The 20,773-nt window shown below is 40.5% G+C and carries 15 protein-coding genes and 1 pseudogene; 9 read left to right on the top strand and 7 right to left on the bottom strand.

What is annotated here, in order from left to right:
• The coding region (locus ACYVTD_RS04570; RefSeq protein ID WP_461246607.1) for a DUF5312 family protein at window positions 1–1,510 on the bottom strand (1,510 nt) is incomplete at its 3' end.
• Between the two features lie 202 nt (window positions 1,511–1,712).
• Between ACYVTD_RS04570 and ACYVTD_RS04565 the strand changes: the two genes are divergently transcribed.
• Window positions 1,713–3,266 carry a leucine-rich repeat protein gene (locus ACYVTD_RS04565; protein WP_461246606.1) on the top strand — a complete coding sequence of 518 codons (1,554 nt, stop codon included), beginning with the start codon at window positions 1,713–1,715 and terminating at the stop codon, window positions 3,264–3,266.
• 33 nt (window positions 3,267–3,299) lie between these two features.
• Here ACYVTD_RS04565 and hflX read toward each other — a convergent pair whose 3' ends face one another.
• Complete coding sequence (gene hflX / locus ACYVTD_RS04560) at window positions 3,300–4,469, bottom strand: GTPase HflX (protein ID WP_461246605.1); 1,170 nt, start codon at window positions 4,467–4,469, stop codon at window positions 3,300–3,302.
• Window positions 4,470–4,597: 128 nt separating this feature from the next.
• Between hflX and ACYVTD_RS04555 the strand changes: the two genes are divergently transcribed.
• From ACYVTD_RS04555 to ACYVTD_RS04520, 8 genes and pseudogenes are all read left to right on the top strand, one after another.
• Window positions 4,598–5,548 carry an Lcl C-terminal domain-containing protein gene (locus ACYVTD_RS04555; protein WP_461246604.1) on the top strand — a complete coding sequence of 317 codons (951 nt, stop codon included), beginning with the start codon at window positions 4,598–4,600 and terminating at the stop codon, window positions 5,546–5,548.
• A 114-nt stretch (window positions 5,549–5,662) separates the two neighbouring features.
• On the top strand, window positions 5,663–7,465 hold the full coding sequence (locus ACYVTD_RS04550; protein ID WP_461246603.1) for an alanine--tRNA ligase: 1,803 nt from the start codon (window positions 5,663–5,665) through the stop codon (window positions 7,463–7,465).
• A 55-nt stretch (window positions 7,466–7,520) separates the two neighbouring features.
• The gene (locus ACYVTD_RS04545; RefSeq protein ID WP_461246602.1) at window positions 7,521–8,561 is read left to right on the top strand and encodes a peptidylprolyl isomerase; all 1,041 of its coding nucleotides are present in this window, start codon (window positions 7,521–7,523) and stop codon (window positions 8,559–8,561) included.
• A gap of 5 nt (window positions 8,562–8,566) precedes the next feature.
• The gene (nusB, locus tag ACYVTD_RS04540) at window positions 8,567–9,010 is read left to right on the top strand and encodes a transcription antitermination factor NusB (RefSeq protein WP_461246601.1); all 444 of its coding nucleotides are present in this window, start codon (window positions 8,567–8,569) and stop codon (window positions 9,008–9,010) included.
• On the top strand, window positions 9,007–10,638 hold the full coding sequence (locus ACYVTD_RS04535) for a hypothetical protein (RefSeq protein WP_461246600.1): 1,632 nt from the start codon (window positions 9,007–9,009) through the stop codon (window positions 10,636–10,638). Before nusB ends, ACYVTD_RS04535 begins: the two co-directional genes overlap by 4 nt.
• A 60-nt stretch (window positions 10,639–10,698) precedes the next feature.
• On the top strand, window positions 10,699–10,971 hold the full coding sequence (locus ACYVTD_RS04530; RefSeq protein ID WP_461246599.1) for a co-chaperone GroES: 273 nt from the start codon (window positions 10,699–10,701) through the stop codon (window positions 10,969–10,971).
• Window positions 10,964–12,298, top strand: coding sequence for an SH3 domain-containing protein (locus ACYVTD_RS04525; RefSeq protein ID WP_461246598.1), 1,335 nt, complete (start codon window positions 10,964–10,966; stop codon window positions 12,296–12,298). The genes ACYVTD_RS04530 and ACYVTD_RS04525 overlap by 8 nt, the downstream gene beginning before the upstream one ends.
• 2 nt (window positions 12,299–12,300) lie before the next feature.
• Window positions 12,301–14,256: pseudogene (locus ACYVTD_RS04520) on the top strand (ABC-F family ATP-binding cassette domain-containing protein).
• Between the two features lie 122 nt (window positions 14,257–14,378).
• Here the strand turns inward: ACYVTD_RS04520 and ACYVTD_RS04515 are convergent.
• From ACYVTD_RS04515 to ACYVTD_RS04495, 5 genes are all read right to left on the bottom strand, one after another.
• Window positions 14,379–14,939, bottom strand: coding sequence for a M20/M25/M40 family metallo-hydrolase (locus ACYVTD_RS04515; RefSeq protein WP_461246597.1), 561 nt, complete (start codon window positions 14,937–14,939; stop codon window positions 14,379–14,381).
• Window positions 14,936–15,904, bottom strand: a complete 969-nt coding sequence (gene galE / locus ACYVTD_RS04510; RefSeq protein ID WP_461246596.1) for a UDP-glucose 4-epimerase GalE — start codon at window positions 15,902–15,904, stop codon at window positions 14,936–14,938. Before galE ends, ACYVTD_RS04515 begins: the two co-directional genes overlap by 4 nt.
• 29 nt (window positions 15,905–15,933) lie before the next feature.
• Window positions 15,934–17,433, bottom strand: a complete 1,500-nt coding sequence (locus tag ACYVTD_RS04505) for a hypothetical protein (RefSeq protein ID WP_461246595.1) — start codon at window positions 17,431–17,433, stop codon at window positions 15,934–15,936.
• Window positions 17,434–17,446: 13 nt separating this feature from the next.
• Entirely contained in the window at window positions 17,447–18,220 is a 774-nt protein-coding gene (locus ACYVTD_RS04500; RefSeq protein ID WP_461246594.1) for an outer membrane lipoprotein-sorting protein, read from the bottom strand.
• Window positions 18,221–18,222: 2 nt separating this feature from the next.
• Window positions 18,223–20,773 (bottom strand): efflux RND transporter permease subunit (locus ACYVTD_RS04495; RefSeq protein ID WP_461246593.1); only part of this gene is annotated, 2,551 nt, incomplete at its 5' end.

Raw genomic sequence — 20,773 nt, 5'->3', positions numbered from 1 at the left:
GTGTACATAAGTGCATTAATTGTACAAAGTAGTTAATTTTCTTAAAACTGTTTATCATTCTTTGATTTATTGGCTCTTTAGAAGCCAGATTTATCTCTCTCCAATTTATAAGCAGTTCCGGATGTTTTTTTTGTATATCTTCTATAAGGTTTTTTAAATGTTTTCCTACTATAATGAGCGCTTGAACGGCTTCATTTATTATTTCTATGGCTTGCTCATTAACTTTTGTAACTATGCTGTTTATATACCGCGCCTGAGTCGGGTCCCTGTCTATCCTGAGCATCGCCGCCCGCAAGCGAGAACCGTCAGCGCCGTCTTCTGACAAAACCGTATCAAGATCGGCTATAGAACCTGCCGTATCCTCTGCCGTATGCAAAGCGTCGCTCATTTCACGCGCCATAATATTATTTGTCCATTGACCGCGAATAAGAAGAATATCGCATAATTCCTTAACTTCTTTCTCGATATAATCGTCCATAAATGCTTTTAGATAATTAAGCCCTTCGGCATAGACAAAATAATCAAGATGTCTTTTTCTGTATGTTTCGCTAAGCGGCACATTGTAATTTTCCAGTCTGACAAAGTCGGTTGACTCAAAAACCTGTTTTGTAAGCGCGCTTATCTGTCCGGCTTTTTTGGTGTTATTTATCTTTGTAATAAAGGCGTAGGCTTCGTTTTTTTTGGCTTCAAGCCATACATCGCCGATAGTTTCAACAAAAACAGTGTTTTTAAACTGCCAAACGGGGTTTCTAAGCGTATATTGGAGCATTAACTCAATTATTTTTGACGTATGGATTTCCCTTAGAGTTTTTAACATATTGTTAAATTGTTCAGGGACTACAAGGTCTTGCCCTTCGCACTTTTTAAGTATGCTTAAAAGCCCTGCCCAGTCTTCTTCAGGTCTTAAAGCCTGTGTAGCGGTCAAAAAATCAGCCATTTGGTCGATTATAAGTATCGTCTTTACGGCGGGGAATTTCGGCTCTACGAGAAAGCTTCCGTCTACAAAATGAGGGTCAAATTTCTTAAAAAACCCTGGAAAATTGTAATTTACAAGCTGATTTAGGGCTGAAGCCAGCTCATATCGGTGGTTTACAGTTGTTCTATGGTTATGGTCAAACTGGTTTATCAGCAAATTAATATCTGTCTGAATTGCGGCAATTACTTCCTCTCCGCTGGTACTTTTTAATTTTGCTTCCAAATATGCCGGATCTAGCCTATTTATCGTTTCTTTTATATTTGGATCTATGCATGATTCTACTGTAAAATGACGTAATTGCGCCATTTTATGCTCGTCTTTCATGAATAATTTGATGGGATAAATGGTTTTATACACTGAAAATAAGAATGACAATAATGAAGGATCTGTTTCCTCCGTCCGAATTCTGAAATATTTAGCGTATTTGCTCTGACTTAACTCTTTCGCAATGCCTTTGAGCATATTTTGCTTTTCATCTGTCAGCCCTTCGCCGGCAAAAAATGAAAAAACTTTGTCCATAAGGTCTTCAGCCATATTTCCCCCTAAATATAAATGTTATAATATTTTTAATATTTTAGCAATAGTTTGACCAAAACATCTATATGGGGACGTATTTTTCACATAAAAATTTTATACTTTTTGCTTCAAATTCCCCTTGACATATACAGTAAAATTCATGAAAATTATAATAATAAGTTAATAATTGTTTAAAAATATTTATTTAAGGAGTTTTGATATGGCAAAACGACTAATTGTAACGGCTCTTATTTCTTTCCTTGTCTTAGGCACTGCGTTCGCGCAAAAAGCCAAAGATTATATAGCTCAGGGGCAAGACCAACTTAAACAGGGAAATTACGCGGAAGCTGTCGCGGCTTTTGAATCGGCAATTAAGCTTGAACCGAAGAATAAAACAGCGGCTACTCTATTAAATGACGCGAAGCAAAAAAGAATGGAAGAAGCCTTTACTCAAGCGCAAAAACTGCAACAGGAAGGCAAATTTCAAGAAGCGATAACGCTGTACAATTCGGCAATCAGATATGCTCCCGCCGGATATAATACCCGTAATATACAGAACCGCAGAGATGAAGCTCAAAAGGCTCTCGCGCTTACGGAGCAACAAGAACAGAGCGCTCTTTCAGAAAAAGAACAGCAAGCTCAACAACAAGCCCAGTCGCAGAGTAACAAGGAACGAGTGGAACAAGCTCAGCAAACTGTAAAAAAAGCAAATGATCTGCTTATCGGCGGAAAGTATCCTGAGGCGATAGCCCAATACGAAGCTGCAATTGCCGCAGAAGGCTTAACCAAAGCTGAAGCAACTGAAACCCAACGCCTTATTAATGAAGCGAAGGCTTTACAAGAAGAAATGGTCAAATTTAACAGACCTTTACAGGATAGCGATTTTGAAGTCGCGCAAGCAGGCAACATTATTACAATTACCAAATATAAAGCTTCTACAAGTAAAACAATAAATGTCGGCGGAACCAACTACACAGTATATTTTGGTATTCTTAACGTAGTTATCCCTTTAAAAGTATTCGGCGTTCCCTTATCGCTTATCGGCAATGAAGCGTTTAAAAACTGCGGACTACAATCGGTAGTTATTCCCGATACAGTTACCGAGATTGGCTATGGAGCGTTTGCCAACAATAATCTTGAAAAAGTTACGTTGGGAAAAGGCTTAAAAGCGATCAAAGGCGGACTTTCTCAGGGAAGCGTAGAAGTAAGCGAACTTGGAGCGTTTGAAGGCAATAAAACGCTTACGGAAATTGTAATTCCAGATCTTGTAACGGAAATCGGAGCAAGAGCTTTTAAGGACTGCGGACTTAAAAGAGCGATATTCGGTAAAATGGTTCAAATTATCGGCGAAAGCGCCTTTAGAAACAATCAACTGCCCGACGTATCATTACAACCGTCTGTACGCTCAATACGTCGTTTTGCATTCCATCAAAACCAGATAAAGAATTTATTCCTTCCAAACGGCATTGTTGAAATTTACGACGAAGCTTTTACAAATAACCCGATGGAATCCGTTGTTATACCGGCATCATTAGCGGGATTAACCAGAATAAACAATATGGACTCTCCGCGTATCGGAGGATATAACGCCAAATATACGGCATCTGCTCCTCTTACTTTCCCCAATACTCTTATTATGGTTACATTACCGCCGAATTTGCACGATGACAACTTGGCGACCTTTGAGCAAAGCTTAAAGGATTATTACATCAGCAATAAAAAAGCTCCCGGAGTTTATATAAAGAACGGTCCAGTTTGGACATTCAAGAGATAATTTTGAAAGCCCCGTAAATTACGGGGCTTTTTTTTACTTTAGTTGATTTACTGTTTCCGCTATTTTATTTTTTAATATATCCAATCCTGTTTTTTCTTTTATAGAAACGGCGATGCTTCCGTCAAAACGATTTTGCAATTCCTCTACCGCGTTACCTGACAAGCGGTCTATTTTGTTAAGGACTGTAATAACCGGAATATCAAGAGAAAGTTTTTCTTCTTGAGTCTCCGTGCTTTTTTTGTTACGCCCTTTTGCGTTCTTGTCTTTTTTTTGCGATAATTCCGTTAAAACATTCATTGTTGTTTCATAGTTATTTTCGATATCAGGTTCCGATGCGTCCAAAATATGAATAAGAACATCAGCTAACGCCGCTTCTTCCAAAGTTGAACGGAACGCTTTAATGAGCGAATGAGGAAGATCGCGGATAAAACCGACTGTATCGGTAAGCAGAACCGTTACACTCGGCGTAGGCTGAAAACGGCGAGTAACGGCGTCCAATGTGCAGAAAAGTTTGTCCTCTGCAAGCACGTCCGCGCCCGTAAGCACATTTAACAGACTTGACTTGCCCGCGTTTGTATAACCTACAATCGCGCACACAGGCAAGTTGTTGCGCTCTCTCATGCTTCTTTGAGTCCTACGCTGTTTACCTACCTGTTCTATTTCTTTTTCAAGTTTATTAATTTGTATTTCTATTTTTCTGCGGTCGGTTTCAAGTTTGGTTTCTCCTGATCCCTTTGTTCCGTAACGCCCTCCCCGCTGTCGTGAAAGATCGATATACTTGTGCGTCAATCTTGGCAAAAAATATGTAAGTTCCGCAAGTTTTACCTGTAATTCCGCCTCTCTTGTAATGGCTCTTTGCGAAAAAATACGAATAATAAGCTCTTGCCTGTCCAACACGGGAAGGTTGGAAAGCTCCTCCCAGTTTCGCTGTTGTGAAGGACTTGGATTCCAGTCAAAAACCAGCAGATCCGCCCCTATTTCCACGGCTTTTTTAGACAACTCTTCCGCTTTCCCGCTCCCCATGCCGAACTTTGCGCTTTTTTCGCGAACGCGTATTTTTTCATGCGCGGCGATTTCAAGTTCAAGAGTTGTCGCAAGTCCTTCAAACTCGCGGCACATTGCTTCATCGCTAGTGTTTCCGTTTAGTATGCTGACCAAAAAAGCTCTTTGTGGTTTTTCTTTTGTTTCGTAAAGTTTCTGCATGGGGGAATTATAGCATAAAAATAGATAATAATTTTTATCATTGACAAAATGGAAAAATAATAATAGCCTGTACAAAACAGCTTTAAATACTGAAAATTTGACTGGGCTACTCTACTATGGAGAAAATTATGAAAAAAATTGCGATTGTAAGCGTTTTTATTTTTTTGACAATAATCGGCTGTTTTAGCGACTGGAAAGGCGGCGAAGGAACCCTAACCATAAATTTGGGCGGCGACAGCAACGGACGCGCCGTAGAATGGCCTCCATATTATGATGACGGTGGAACTCACTTTAGGTATCCAATGAAATACATTTTAACGCTAGATGGACCGACAGGAATCATAGAAAAAACCTTTAGTTTTAGTGAAGATGATTTAATTGATAATGCGAAATTTACATTTTTTGTCGCTACAGGACGCTGGAATATAAACATAAAAGCCTATATAACAGATAAAGGAAATTTTCTGTATTCAACAGGAATCGGTAATGTAAACGTAAAAGTGGGAAATAATTCTGTTGGAATAACAATGAATAAGGCGTATTATGATATTGGCGATGACGGTCCCGGCGGAGGTAAAATTTTTCATGTTGATCCGAAGGGTTTCAACTTTTACCATGACAAAGATGATACTGTAGGAATTATAGCCTACTACCTTGAGGTTGCTCCAGGTGTTTGGCTTACTGATAACGGCAATAATAATTTTACATGGGCAACAACAACAACACCTCCCGATGCTCCTCCAAATATAAGCACATCGGAAAAAATTGGCACAGGCAAAAAAAATACAGAGCTTATTCTTTCCATAGATCCTACTGCTCCTGCCGCAAAAGCCTGCATAGATTACAAAGGCAGTGGAAAAGGTGACTGGTTTCTCCCAAGTAAAGATGAAATTAGCGTACTTTTGGAAAACAAAGATTCTATTGGTTTTAAACCAAGCAATTCCTATTGGAGTTCGTCTCAGCAAGATGTTTATAATGCATATTGTTTGTATGTGTCCAGTTGTGATTCTCCTCCTGAAAGCATAGGTTCATATGGAAAAACTTATTATTGTTCTGTCCGTCCAATAAGGGCTTTTTAAAATAAACCGCAAACATAAAAACTATTCTCATTTCTGCCGCAACTCACTCCTGTTTGCGGTAAAATTCTTCCTCCCCACTTCACTCTCCCCTGCCTTCTATGCTAAACTGGCAACATGACAGCTGATGAATTACGTTCCAAGTATATCAATTTTTTCGTTTCCAAGGGGCACGCTCAGATACAGGGTAAATCGCTCCTGCCGGAAAATGACCCTACAGTGCTTTTTACAACTGCGGGTATGCACCCGCTTGTTCCCTATCTTTTGGGGCAGGAACACCCTGCCGGCAAAAGGCTTGTAAACTTTCAAAAGTGTATCCGCACGGGAGACATTGACAGCGTGGGAGACGCGAGTCATCTTACCTTTTTCCAAATGCTCGGCAACTGGTCTTTGGGAGATTACTTTAAGGAAGAAGCTATCAAAATGAGTTTTGAATTTCTCACTTCACCTCAGTGGCTGAATATTCCCATTGAAAAATTGGGGGTGACTGTTTTTAAGGGCGAGGGCGATGTTCCAAAAGACGATGAATCGGCGGCAATTTGGAAACAGCTAGGAATACCGGAAAATAGGATTGCCTATTTGCCTAGAGAAGACAACTGGTGGGGACCAGCCGGAACTACCGGTCCTTGCGGTCCCGATACCGAGATGTTTTATTACATAGGCGACGCGCCCTGTAGTCCCGATTGCAAACCGGGCTGTTCCTGCAAGAAATGGCTGGAAATATGGAACGATGTTTTTATGCAGTACAACAAAAACGCCTCAGGCGCTTACGAGCCGCTTGAGCGAAAATGCGTAGATACGGGAATGGGCATAGAAAGGACTGTAACTGTCCTTAACGGGAAAAAAAGCGTTTACGATACCGGTATTTTCGCGCCTGTTATAGCGGCGATTGAAAAGGCGTCAAGCGGTTGCAAGTACGGACAGGATAACGATAAAGATTATTCAATACGGATTATAGCGGATCATGTGCGCTCCGCAACTTTTATTTTGGGAGACCCAAAAGCGGTAAGCCCTTCAAATGTGGGAGCGGGTTATGTGCTTCGCAGGCTTATACGGCGCGCCGTCCGTCACGGGCGAAAACTTAACAGCGAAAAGTTCAGTCTTTCCCCTATCGCACAGGTTGTTGTGGAACAGCTTAAAGGCGCTTATCCGGAACTTGAACAAAACCGCAATTTTATAATTAGCGAACTTGACAAGGAAGAGGCTAAATTTTTGGAGACCCTGCAAAAGGGCGAGCATGAGTTTGAAAAATTGCTTCCCAATTTGCTTAAAGACCCTCGAAAAATCATGTCGGGGCGGCTTGCCTTTAAACTTTACGATACTTACGGCTTTCCAATAGAGCTTACGGAAGAGCTTGCCGCCGAGTCGGGAATGAAGGTAAACAAGGAAGAATTTGACGAGGCTTTCCAGAAACATCAGGAATTATCCCGTTCCCAGAGTGGTTCTTTTAAGGGCGGGCTTGGAGATCAGGGCGAGATGGCGGTTAAATACCACACGGCGACCCACCTTCTGCACAAGGCGTTAAGGGCGGTACTTGGGGATCATGTCGCCCAAAAGGGGAGCAATATCACGGCGGAGCGTCTGCGATTCGACTTTGCCCATGATTCGCCCATGACGGCGGAACAGGTTAAAAAAGTGCAGGATATTGTCAATGAGCAGATAGAAAAGGATTACCCTGTTTTTATGGAAACAATGGCACTTGAAGACGCAAAAGCGAAAGGAGCTATCGCCCTTTTTGGGGAAAAGTACGAAACGCAGGTAAAAGTCTACACTATCGGCAATTCTACGACCGATTTCTTTTCAAAGGAAGTTTGTGGCGGTCCCCACGTGGAAAAAATAGGCATTTTGGGGAAATTTACCATTCAAAAAGAACAGTCTTCTTCAGCCGGAGTAAGAAGAATTCGGGCTGTTTTAGCATAACCTTCTTGTTTACTATTTGTTTATATTTATGATATATTAACTTATAAGGATAATTATGAAACGGATTATATTTTTATTATTAGGACTTTTTATCGTCCTGCCTTGTTTTGCTCAATCAAATTTACAGTCCGCGGCGACAGTAAATTTGACAAAAACCGAGGCTATTACAGTTGGTCAACTTCGCACAGAAGTACAGCGTATGGAAAAAGCGTCGGGGAAACCATTATCAAAGTCTGAACGGCTTCAGGTACTTGATGTAATAATCAATGAAAGACTTGTTATTCAAGCCGCCGAGCGCGACAGGATAATGGTTACTGAAAACGAAATAAACCAGCAAATGGATCAACTTAAAAATGTGCTGGCTCAACAGCTTGGACGTAAACCTACAGATGCGGAATTTGCGCAGGCTGTCATGAATGAAAGCGGTCTTGAGGTAGCCCCCTTTAAAGAACAACTTCGCAGACAATTGATTGTTCAAAAATATCTTATGGCAAAAAAAGGAGATCTTATCAATTCCGTTAAAATGCCGACAGATCAAGATATACAGAATGAGTATACTCTCTTAAAAGGGGAGCTTACGCGTCCCGAAACAATACGTTGCAGCATGATACAAGTCGCTTATGGTTCTGACGCTGCATCAAGAGCAAAAGCAAAAACGCTTGCTGAATCATTGGTTAAAGAGATTAACAATGACCCTGCGAAATTTGACGAAGTCGCCCAACGAAGCGTCGCTCCAAATTCAGGTTATCAAGCCGGAGACGCAGGTTACCTTCCCAGAAATCAGGAAGCCAGAAACCTTGTAGGTCAGACGTTTATGGATACCGCTTTCAGTTTAAAACAGGGGCAAGTATCAAAGTTAATTGAAGGTCAGCAAGGTTATCAAATTATCAAGGTAACTGAAAATTATGCCAGTAAACAGCTTGAGTTATCTGATGTTTTACAATTTGGAACAAGAATAACTGTTAGGGATTATATAGGGCAGGGACTTTTAAATCAAAGACAACAAGCCGTTTTAAAACAGGCAAGCGAAGAAATTGTAAAGGATTTAAGATCCGGCAAAACATTCACAGTATTTGAAAACAATATAAACTGGTAAAAAAAATGGCATCCAGGCGGAAGAGCCGAATTTTGGCATTTCAAGCCCTCTATTTCTGGGAATCTAACAAAGTCCCCGTAGAAGAACTTATAAGTTTCGCATGGCTTGACGAAGAAAAATTAAAAAATCTTGACGAGGGAATGGCTGTTTTTTCCAGAATGATAATAGCCGGCGCAATCGAGAATATCGAAGCTATCGACGACATGATAAAAAAACACCTGCAAAATTGGGATATTTCGCGCCTTAACCGCGTAGACCTTGCTATTTTAAGAATATCGGTTTATACATTAATGTTTCAAAATGATATATCCCCCTCCATAGTTATAGACGAGGCAATCGGCATTTGCGTGGAATATGGCGCAAATGATTCTTACAAATTTGTTAATGGCGTTCTTGACAGTATTCGTATAACGCTGCAACAAGCTCCATTACCCCAGAAAACATTATGAGCGGAAACAAAGGTCAAAATAGATTACGAGTTACTCTGCTTGCGGGCTTGATACTTTTAATTTTAATTTGCGGCGCGCTTATTGTTATTTATTTTGGCGAAAGAAGCATTTGGAAAAATTTCCGCAAGCAGGATAGTTTTGCAAATATTATGCGGGAATATGATTTACTTGCGGTTGAAATTTACGGAACGCAAAGAGAATATGACCGTCTTCACCATGAGCTTGACAAACTTGAAAAAAAAGCAATCAGCGTTGAATCGTGGCTTTCACTCCTTAAACGCAGAAGATTTCTGGCAAAAGAGCATTTGCCTTCTATGGAAAATTACCGATCTTCCATACATAACGCGTTAAAAGCATATCCGCACGCCCAACCTATTATCGCTATCGCTTCCGCGGCTCTTGTAAAAAATTCACCTGTCAACAAAGAAATGGAAGCTAAACTTAGGGATTGGCTTCCTTTTATAACAGACCCCTCTTTTAACATATTGCGTCTTTCTTTTCATGCCCTGCTTGGAGACCTTAATTCTCCGCAAAAAGCACAAGCCCTGCCCGATGATATATTTTCCGACGGAACGGAATCCGTCACCGTCAATTTGTCTCTCTTAAAAGTCCTTCGCGGCGATTACCACGGAGCTTCTGCTGAAATACAAACGCTAGTAAATGGAAAGCCCTCGCTTGATGCCGTGCGTTTTGCCGCGGAATACAATTATGACTTTGGAGATATTCTGCGAAGCGCGGAGCTTTTTTCCATGCTAAATACAAATGAAGCGATGGGGCGTCAGGCGGATGCTCTGTATCTTGGAGGTTTCCCTGACAGCGCAATATCAATCTGGACTCTGCTCGCAAAACTACCCGATGAAACAAGCCTTTACAACCTTGCCGTAACTTCAAATAACAGCGATACGGCGGCTGAGTATCTTGATACTCTTGTAAACTTAAAAACAGTATCAAATTCAGACAGCCGTCAATTTGGACTTATACGCTACAGCCGCTTTCTTGAATATTCAAAGGCGCTTGCGTTATTAAGAGGCACGATAAATTTTTCACCTCAGGATTACCCGTATATAGATCTTGAAATTTGCAAGCGTCTTTCGCAGGAGCATAATCCGGGGCTTCAAGCCGCGCAAACATGGCTTCTTTTGGATCGTCATGAAAAAAACACCGAGCTTTACAAATGGGCTTGTTGGTATTTCTTTTTCCAGCGTGATTATAATGAGGCGTTGATTCTTCTTAATCGCATGGAACAGCTTCAGTTTAACGGAGACTGGGTTGATATTTACAGAGCTATAAATTTTATGCTCGAAGGACAACTTGATCAGGCGCAAGAGCTTCTGCGTCCGATGATTTTGCAAGATCAGGATTGGTATGTTTTTGCGAATTACGGAAGAATTTTAGAATCAATGCGCTCTTTTGGGCGCGCTATGGAACAATACGAATTGGCGGCGGCAAAATTGCAATCGTTAAGCGCGCAAAAAAACAAAGCCGCCGCCAATGTGCAAATTCACATCGCCAGGTGTTTTACAGCCCAAAAAAAGCCGGGGGACGCGCGGAGGGCGCTTTTATTCGCTCTTGAATTTGACCCAGATAATCTGACCGCCCAGATGGAATTAGAGAAAAGTATATATTGACCATAAAACTTGTTTTTTGTATGATAGAAAACACAAATACTTTTAATACGGAGGAAAAATATGAAAGTTATTCCCTTAGGCGACCGCGTCATGGTCAAACTTGAGAAAAATGAGGCAAAAACAGCAGGGGGTATCATTATTCCCGATACAGCACAGGAAAAAACCCAACAGGGAACTGTTACGGCGGTTGGACCTGGCACGGAAAAAGAGAAAATCACTGTTAAAAACGGCGATAAGGTAATGTACGACAAATATGCCGGAACCCAGATTAAAATTGACGGTGAAGAACACCTGATTTTAAGAATGGCTGATATTATTGCAGTAGTTGAATAAATTAAACCGTTTATTATTTTTATTTTCTCTTTTTTTAATACTGGCGTTATCTTCTTGTTCAAAGCTGGGTTACGGAGTTTTACTTTGGTCTATTGACGAGCCGCCGGTTGATTCAGGCTCTGTTTTGCCTGTTTACATAAAATCAAACATCGAAAAAATATGGGTTGTGGGAATTCCTGAAAAAGCTGGAACATACAAAGGCAACAAAAAAGAAATTCCCCTTACCCAGCTTGAATTTATCGGAAGTAAACGAAAAGCAGAAAAATGGGCTGAAAATTTTGCGCCATACGCGACCCTCTACGCTGAAAATTTACAGGACGGACTTCCTATCCGCTCTTCAACCGACAATAACTCCAAGCGCGTGTATCGGCTGCGACTGGGAGAGGTTGTCAAAGTTCTAGGCGTAGCGAAAGGCATTCCCCCCATAAGCACGACAGGCGATCCTTTACCCGGTGAATGGTACAAGGTACTGACAAATGACGGCGCTATAGGTTATTGTTTTTCTTTTAGATTAAAATTATTTACCCAGAACGAAGGCTCTGTTCAATATACCGCTTCCGTTCAAAAAAATAATCCTGATCCAGATCTTGATATGGTTTTGTCAAAAATATGGTCTTCTGAAATTTATTCTCAAATGATTAATTCAGGGCGAATAGATATTCAAGAGCTGGAAAAAAATTACCGCTTTGATCCAGGGCAGGACACAGGCGTCGCGAGAATTATTCTGCCTGATTTGGAAAGACAATTTACATACCAAAGAATAATCTCCGAAGGCGAAAGAAGTTGGAATTTTGAGGGAACAAATCTTATAATGGCGTTAAAAACAAATAACACGCTGTCCGTACAATTTACGGAAAACTCAGGTATAAGGCGCACTCTTTTGTTTTCCGCCCTTTCCGCCAAAGTAGACGATCTTATAATTCAGGAAAACGCGCGCCGTGAAACTCAGTTTTTAACAATTTATAACCAAGGACCTGTTTTTTCAAGCAATAATTACGGAACCATTACACTTTTACAGACCGGAGATTTTACATGGACAGGATACGATCTTCTTGTTCCTCAAATTATTTCTGCGGAAACTAAAGGCGGCGGACGAATTAGTATGGATCTTTATATTCCGTCTTCTTTTGAAGAAAAATACAATGGCGCTTTTACTTTACGTTTTACGGATACCAGACAGAATAACACTATTTATTTCTTATACGCTCTTGATAATCAAGGGTTGCGCCTTGAAGTTGTTCCCGATTACGGCATAGAAAATACTACCGTTATACGAAGAGCGTCGTCACCTGTTGTTTTATATTTCTTTAAGGACACTCCTCATTAAAAATGGCGTTTGTTCAATTTTCCCGCATTAGCCTTAGTTTTGGCGACAGAGACATACTAAAAGATGTTTCTCTACGCCTTGCGGAAGGTTCAAAATCATGCTTAACAGGCGCAAACGGCTGCGGTAAATCCACATTAATGAAAATTATCGCCGGAAAAATTAACGCCGATTCAGGAGACCGCGCCGTACAAAAAGACACCCGTATCTCTTATTTGCCGCAGTCGGGAATAGAACATCATGGAAAGACACTTCGGGATGATGTCGTATCTACGTTTGGCTTTGTCGACTAACTACCTGAAAAAATGGAAAAAACAGGAGAGTTGCTTGAACATTCTAATAACAATGACTCTGCTACTCAAAACTTGATAGAAGAACACCACAATTTGCAAGAGCGAATAGAAGAAACAGGCTACTACAGACGCGAAGGCGAAATAGCGGCGGTTATTTCCGGTCTTGGTTTTTCCAACAAAGATATTAACCGCGACACGGGAGAATTTTCGGGCGGTTGGCAGATGCGTATAGCGCTTGCAAAAGTACTTTTGGAAAAACCTGATATTTTGCTTTTAGACGAACCTACAAATTATCTTGACATAGAAGCAAGATCGTGGCTTGAAAATTGGCTGAATGATTTTAAGGGCGGGTATCTTTTAGTTTCACATGACAGATATTTTCTTGATACCTGCGTAAATGAAGTTTATGAGCTTTATAACGGAGAGCTAAAAAGATATGCGGGAAATTACAGCGCATACGAAAAAACACGCAAAACAGAACTTGCGACACTCTTAAAGCGTTATAACGAACAACAGGAAGAAATTGAAAAGACGGAAGCTCTTATCCGCCGTTTCCGTTACAAGGCAAGCAAAGCCGCATTCGCCCAAGAATTGATAAAACGTCTTGAAAAAATGGAGCGCGTTGAAATACCTGAATCCTTTAAAAAAATTGACATTAGTTTTCCGCCTCCGCCGCATTCGCCTAATGTAGCCCTTACTCTGGAAGGAATCGGCAAAAGTTATGGAAAACACCCCGTCCTGTCCGCGCTTGACTTGTGCCTTGACTCAGGGGAGCGGCTTGTAGTTGCCGGACCTAACGGAGCGGGTAAAACTACCCTATTGCGGATAATCGCGGGCGCGGATAATGAATTTACAGGTAACGTAAAACTTGGAACAGGAATAAAGACGGGGTACTTCTCACAGGACGCGGCGGAGGCGATGGACTCTAATTTGTCCATACTTGAGTTTATGGAAGAAGAAGCGCCTTTTTCCCTTGTACCAAAATTACGCGATATGTTGGGCGCTTTTTTATTCAGGGGGGACGATGTTTACAAGAGCGTATCAGTATTAAGCGGAGGAGAAAAAAGCCGTCTTGCCCTGTTAAAAATGTTTTTAAAACCGATGAATCTGCTTATTCTTGACGAGCCGACAAACCATCTTGATTTGTACTCGAAAGATATTTTACTGGATGCTTTAAAGAAATTCTCTGGAACTATTATTTTTGTCTCGCATGACAGAGCTTTTATGGAAGAGCTGTCTACAAAGACGCTGGAGCTTATGCCGGGGACGGACAATAATCCGGCAAAAGCAAAATTATTTTACGGCAATTATGCTTATTATCTGGATTCTAAGTCAAACGCGGGGCATAGAGAAACTGAATCTCAACAAACGTCAAAAGTTAAAAGTTTTTCTGATAATAAACCGCAAAATATTTCAAACATTGAAAAAAGGGCTTTGGACAAACAGAAACAGGCGCAAGTACGCAGGTTGGAAAGACAAGAGGCGGAAATTATTAAAACGCTGGAAGAATTTGAAAAAGAAAAAGCAAAACTTGAAGAAGAACTTGCCCGCCCTGATGTTTATTCAAACGGAGAAAAAGCAAAGGCGGTTAAAATAAAATTAGATGAATGTATAGCAAATATCGAAGTAAAAACCCGCGAATGGGAAGCCGTTTCCGCAGAACTTTAATAAACTTGACAATATTTCTTTTTTGTTGTAATTTTTAGAAAATAGGAAATCATGCAAAAAATATTAAAATATCCGTGGATAATTACAGCTATTATCATTATTATTACTATTTTTTTCTGTCTTCAATTACCCAAGGCAGAATTGGAAAACAACAACCTGCGCTTTGTGCCGCCTAATGACCCCACTTCTTCGTCAGCCGCGAATAAAAGTTTTATAGTTCGGGAAGGCTTTAACCCCTGACTTGTAAAAGCCAAAGCGGTAAGAACCGAAGACACAAGCCCCTGTTGATTATCTTCCACCCCCCGCCCGATAACTCTTGATCCAAGTGAGTCATCTTTGCGAATGACAGTCCAAGGATCGCTATTCCATAATTTTTTTTCTCCGGGCGGAACAACGTCAAGGTGGCTTAAAATCCAGAGCCTTCCTTTGTTTTCATCGCTGCCGTTAATTGTCGCTATTAAGTTCGGGCGCAATTTGCTTTTTACCCTGTCATCGGGAGCGTCAAAGCGTTCAAGCTGAGTTATGCCGTGAGCTTTAAGCCAATCCTCAAGAAAAAGGCATTTTTCTAACTCGCCGTCTCCGCCCGATTCAGGCGCAATTGCCTGGCGTTTTGTAAGTTCTGTTTCAAGCTCAACCGCTAACTCTGTAGAATTATTGATATATGAAAATATTTTTTCTTTCATTTTGAATATGCGCCCCAACTTGTTTTTATTAGCGTTTCTATATCAGAGTAACGCGCCTGCCAACCGAATAATTCTCGCGCAAGAGACGCGGAAGCCGTAAGTTTTGCCGGGTCTCCAGGACGGCGATCTGTGATTTTTGCGGGTATCGGTTTTCCTGTTACTTTGCGCGCCGTTTCAAGCACCTCTGTTACGGAAAAACCTTTTTCGCTTCCAAGATTAACTGTAATGCTTTTATTATTTTTAAAAATGTGTTCAAGAGCCATAAAATGTCCTGACGCGAGATCGTTTACATGGATATAATCACGGATACAAGTACCGTCGGGAGTGTCGTAATCGTTGCCAAAAACTTGCATTTCTTTCCTCATTCCGCAGGCGGTTTCCATGATAACAGGGAGAAGATTCGCAGGATTTTGTTCAAGTCCTTTTATTCGCCCTTTTACGTCGTAGCCTGCGGCGTTAAAGTAGCGAAGACTTGCGTAACGGATATTTTTTAATTTATCGTACCAACTTAAAAAGCGTTCAATTTCCAATTTTGTAAACCCGTAATAATTTTCAGGGTTTGTAGGGTGTTTTTCATCAATGGGAAGATATTGAGGCTCTCCGTAAACTGCGGCGCTTGATGAAAAAACGATATTTTTAATTCCGGCTTCACAGGCGGCGTTTAAGATATTAAGCGTTCCGGCTATGTTATTATGTGAATATTTTTCAGGGTTTAGCATTGATTCGCCTGCCGCTTTGGACGCTGCCAGATGAATAAGAGCGTCAAATTTTACGCTTTTCATAGCGGACAGGAGCGCTTGATAATCGTGAATATCGCCGTGAATAAATTTCGCTTGCGAAAAAAGGTTTTCACGAAGTCCGTTTGAAAGATTGTCGTAGACAACGCAATTACAGTCTCTGTCAAGGAATTCCCTTGTTACATGACTGCCTATATATCCTGCGCCGCCTATAATTAATATGTTCATAAGAATATTATATCTTAATAAAGAAAAAATTAAAATACGATAGACAGACCAATTTTGATAAAGCTGTTTTCCCAATATTGACCAAGTTCCCCATCTTTATTTCCTTTAAAAACTCCTGCGGCTATTTTTGCCGTTAAATTGCCCTGTGTCCATGTAAGGGAAGGAATCAAATAACAATCGGAATCTTCTATGTCCCATATACATGTTATTCCGCTTTCAAGTTTATCCCTTAAAAAACTTTTGGTTAAACGGGCGCTTATACGGGTAGAAGTTATATCCGTTCCGGCTTCTGAATCTAATACGGGGTTATCTCCTACATTGCCGTTTAACAGGCGGATAGTTTCATTGCATTGCGCGTTAAAATTAATACCCCAAAAAAGATTTCTGTCAAAACCAAACGCCCATGCGACAAACGGATTTTGAAGAGAGCCGTCATCGCCATGTATATCTTCGGTTATATTAATTGCGGCTTCCGCCCGAAGATTAAAGTCAAAAAGAACACGGGCGTAATCAGCTCCAATTTGATGATAACGGGTATAGTTTATTTTTGGGGCTATTAAAGATAAATCGCCTGTATAATTACTGCCAGGACTCATCATATTTTTAGTAACAACATCAACAACAAAAGCGTTTATACCGTCATTTGACAGGCAGTAATTAGGTCTGAATTGATTACCATAAAAATATTGAAAGCCTAAATCTGTTGAATTTACAGTAGTTGTAAAACGAAGCCCTGCTTGAAAATATTCAATGCCAGACGTATCGGGAAATTCAAATGAATAATCCGGTAAACCGGAAGCAAACATATTATTTATCATGCCTACTCCAAGAGGATTTCCTGAAACAGCATAAATTAACCTGTTATATATTTCTTTCCCTGTTGCTTCCGTCATATTTGAGTATTGCGACGGCATCCAGCGTCCTTGGGAAGCAAAACGGTGCGGCGTAAAATTGGGAATAAATACTCCTTCCAATTTTGAAAAACTGCCAGTGTTTAATGTTATGTGAAGCATCGGGCGTGCTATTTTTCTTTCTTTTATTTCTGTAATATTTATAAGGTCTGTATAATCAATCGGGTTAATTACATCTAACGGACCGTTACTGTCAACTTTTCCCCATGTCAATTTACGGTAGCCTGCTTCAATATTTACAGCTCCGATATATGCCCGTAAATAAGCCTCGTCAATAATCAGCGGAGTGTGATTTTTTTCTTTTAAGTCGGGGTTTCTTGACCACAATTCATTTATGGAATCCGAATTAAAATTAGAAGATGAATAAATATCGATATAAGGACTTGTAAACGCCAAATCAAGTTTTACATTCCATGATGAATCGACAAACGGGTAATCATCGTTAAAGTTGTAAAAAAACGGCGTCGCCTCTGCGGAAATTTCTCCACCTGCCTTAAATGACGCGGAAGATTTAGGCGTTTCTTCGTCTTCCTCAAAACCAAAACCAAAATCCTGCGCCCAAATAATGCCGTTTATAAACAAAACAACGGCGGTAAATAAAAATATTTTCTTTAACATAATTTGTCCTTAACTATCTGCTGACTTTCCCTGTTTCAAGATATGCCGTTGTAAAAACTCCATCGGGAACAGGGTCGTTGTACTTTACAATCTCATTTGTAATAGTCGTTGACGTTCCGGCGGTGTGAGTTGTCATTTTTGTAACGGTAACTGTAGGTCTATCCTGAATAGTCTTAATGCCAGACATTTCGACGGTTTTAATAAGCGTATTTCTTTTATCGTAAAGTTCTATTTTCATAACAATAGACGTGTCCTTTGCTATCCATTGAATCATTTTAGAATACTGATAAGAACTGTCTTTAGGCACTGATTGGATCACATAACAGGCGGTAATACCTATATTTTCTTCCCTAAGCAAAGTATGTGTATCAAGATCCGCGCTTCGGCTTGTCGAAGAAATATCGTCAAAAGAAAAATCAGTCCCCATAAAACTTCCTGAACCCTCGGAAGATGCAATGCGTCTTACTTTGCCAAGATTAGGCATGAAAATCCAGCGGTCATCAGGGGCGTTTTTATTTCCCATTGTAAGGAAACGGCTCCCTGCGACGCTTGCAGGCTGTTGAAAAACAATTACGTTACGCGCCCCATTCGGTCCGTCTTTTGAATAATTGTCGATAAGTCTTTCCGTAGTTGAACCGTCTTTTGCCTGAATGACCATTCTTGATCTTGTAGAAATAGTATCCGCTTTAATCCTGTTTCTTGAAACCCTTACGATAGAGTCAGCGTCCTGAGCGTAGAGCGAAAATAATGCTCCAAGAAAAATGACAAATAAAACTATTTTTTTCATATTTACTCCTTGTAAATAAACTTAGGTTTAATCAACAAAAGCAAGGCAGGAAGCACAGTTAAACTTACAAACGCACTTGAAAACATTGTAATAGCGATTAACATTCCAAGATCGCCTAACATGACGAAGTTTGAAAGCACCAAGACCGCAAAACCGGCTCCCACCGACAAAGCGTTGATGATAATGGCTTTTCCAGAGCTGAAAAACACCTGGCGCAAAAAATCTCCCTTGCCGCCAAAAGCTAAATATTCCCGCTTGTAGGCTTCCATGCAGTGAATAGAGTAGTCAATTCCAATGCCGACTGCTACGGCGGCAACCATCGAAGTGCCAAGATTCAGCTTGATTCCGCAAAACCCCAAAACGAAAAAATTGATCATTATGGATTTTAATAATGAAATAATCCCGATAATACCCGCCATTAATGATTTATTTGCCAATGATACTATTATAAATACGCAAATGATAGAGAATAACATCGAAACAACCTGAGTTTGAACAACCTGATCATTTAATGAGCTTTCCACCATTGTTGTTCCGCCTAAGGTAAATTTTACTCCCGCTGGAAAGTTTGCGTCAGCGTATTCTCTTATCTTGCGGAAAATAGCGTGGCTGTCTTCCATTCCAAGAGTGCGAAGCTGTACTGTGGACTTTATCGCCGTAGGTTCAAGCGGATCATTAGCGTATTCGCTGATGTTACCGGAAAGCAGAATAAGATAATTCGCTATTAGCCTTTGCATGTCTTCCTTTGTTTCTTTGCCGTAACGTTTTGGGTCAATAGGTATTTCATAATAAGAAGCGCCTTCGTAATTTATCTGCTTTTTTAGCTCCCAAACAAGTTCATTAACGTCCATTGCACGGGACTTACTTCCTGCGCGGTCAAACAGTTCTATCAATTCTGTTTGCGTATAAACTTTATTTTTTTCCGTATTGGTTTTTTTGGGAGTATTAACAACAGGTTTGGGTGTATTATCATATTCAAAAGAACCAAATCCAAAATCATCAGAACTAAAATCTCCGAACCCAAAACTGTCGGAAGTTTTTGCGGCTGAGACAGTCGGCGTTACGGGAAGCCCGTCGGGACTTTCATCGGCGTTAAAAACTTGATTAATGCGTTTTATCAAATCCGTAAAACCCATTATTTTACCTACGCCGAGAACATTTTTTTGCAAATAAAAAGAAAGCCCGTCCATGGCTGCAAGGGTGTCAGGATGTAAAATAGCTTCCGTACTTTCGGCGCTTACAACAATACTTACAACTTTTGAGCCGCCGAATTGCTGTCTTATAAATTTATCGGCAATGTAAATTTCCGTACTCGGTTTAAAGTATTCAACCATAACATTATCAATTATCAATTTTGATAAACCGTAAAGGGAAATAATTACCGCAAAAACAGCAAAAAATAAAATCGTCTTTTTTCTGATTGCCAGTATAGTAAGATTGTCCGCTATAAATGCGCTGACTCCTTTGTTTGCCACATCTGATTCTTTTACAGTTTTAATCTTTTTGGATCCTCTTATGATTAAGAGAGAGGGAATAAGTAAAATTGAAACGATAAAAGCGGCGGCTACTCCAAAACTGGCGAAATAGCCGAACTCCCTGCACGGCGCTACAGTTGTAAAACAGAATGAAAGAAAACTTACAAAAGTGGTTAACGCCGCAAGAAAAACAGGTTTTATAATTTTATTTACTACTTCGATAACAAGAGCGCTGTGTTCCTCGCGGCTTATATCGGCGTTATTTATTTCACGGCTTAAAAGGTAATGGGTAACGATATGGATTCCGTAAGCGCTCCCCACCGCCACAAGGATAACAGGCAAAACTGTGGAAATAACTGAAAGTTTTATGTCAAACAAAGGCATTGCCCCGACAGACCATATTACCGAAATAACTACGGAGATAAGAGGCAGAACGACGGGAGTAAATGCGCGAAATGAGATAAACAGTATTAACAGCACAACAAGAATTACTACAGGAATAAGCAGTTTAAGATCGGCGTTCATTGCCTCGTTTACTGTAGCGATAATTACGGGCATTCCCGTAACATGGACTGTCGCGCAACTGTCAAAATTTTTATGCGCAATGTCCCTTATTTTTATAAAGTATTCGCTTGTTTGTTTTGAGCTTGCCTGTTCTGAATTTATTGACAACGGAATTAAAATTTGAGTTGCCGTAAAATCATCTGAATAAAGCGCTCTCTCGTACATATCCCATGAAAGCAGACGGCGTTTTAATTCCGTTATTTCTTCCTGAGCGCCTGTAAAATCGCTTTTTAAAAGTTTTTCTACTACAATGGCGTCGTCTTTTGACGTAATATATTCGGCGTTTATTAATGAAGTAACGCTTTTAACAATGGGTATTTCTTCAATTTCCGCCGTGTAATCGCTTATGCGATTAATAAAATCAGCGTCAAAAACCGTGCCGTACTGCCGCTGAAGCCCTACAAGAATAAAAAATGAGCTTCCGAACATTTCGTCAATCCAGCGGGATGTTAAAAGAGCGGGGTCATTAGGCGGCACAAAGCGCAGGTTGTTGTTTTCCAATTCTGCCTTGGGT

Source organism: Treponema sp. R6D11 (genome assembly GCF_054786075.1).
This window is presented reverse-complemented; position numbering and strand designations above follow the sequence as displayed.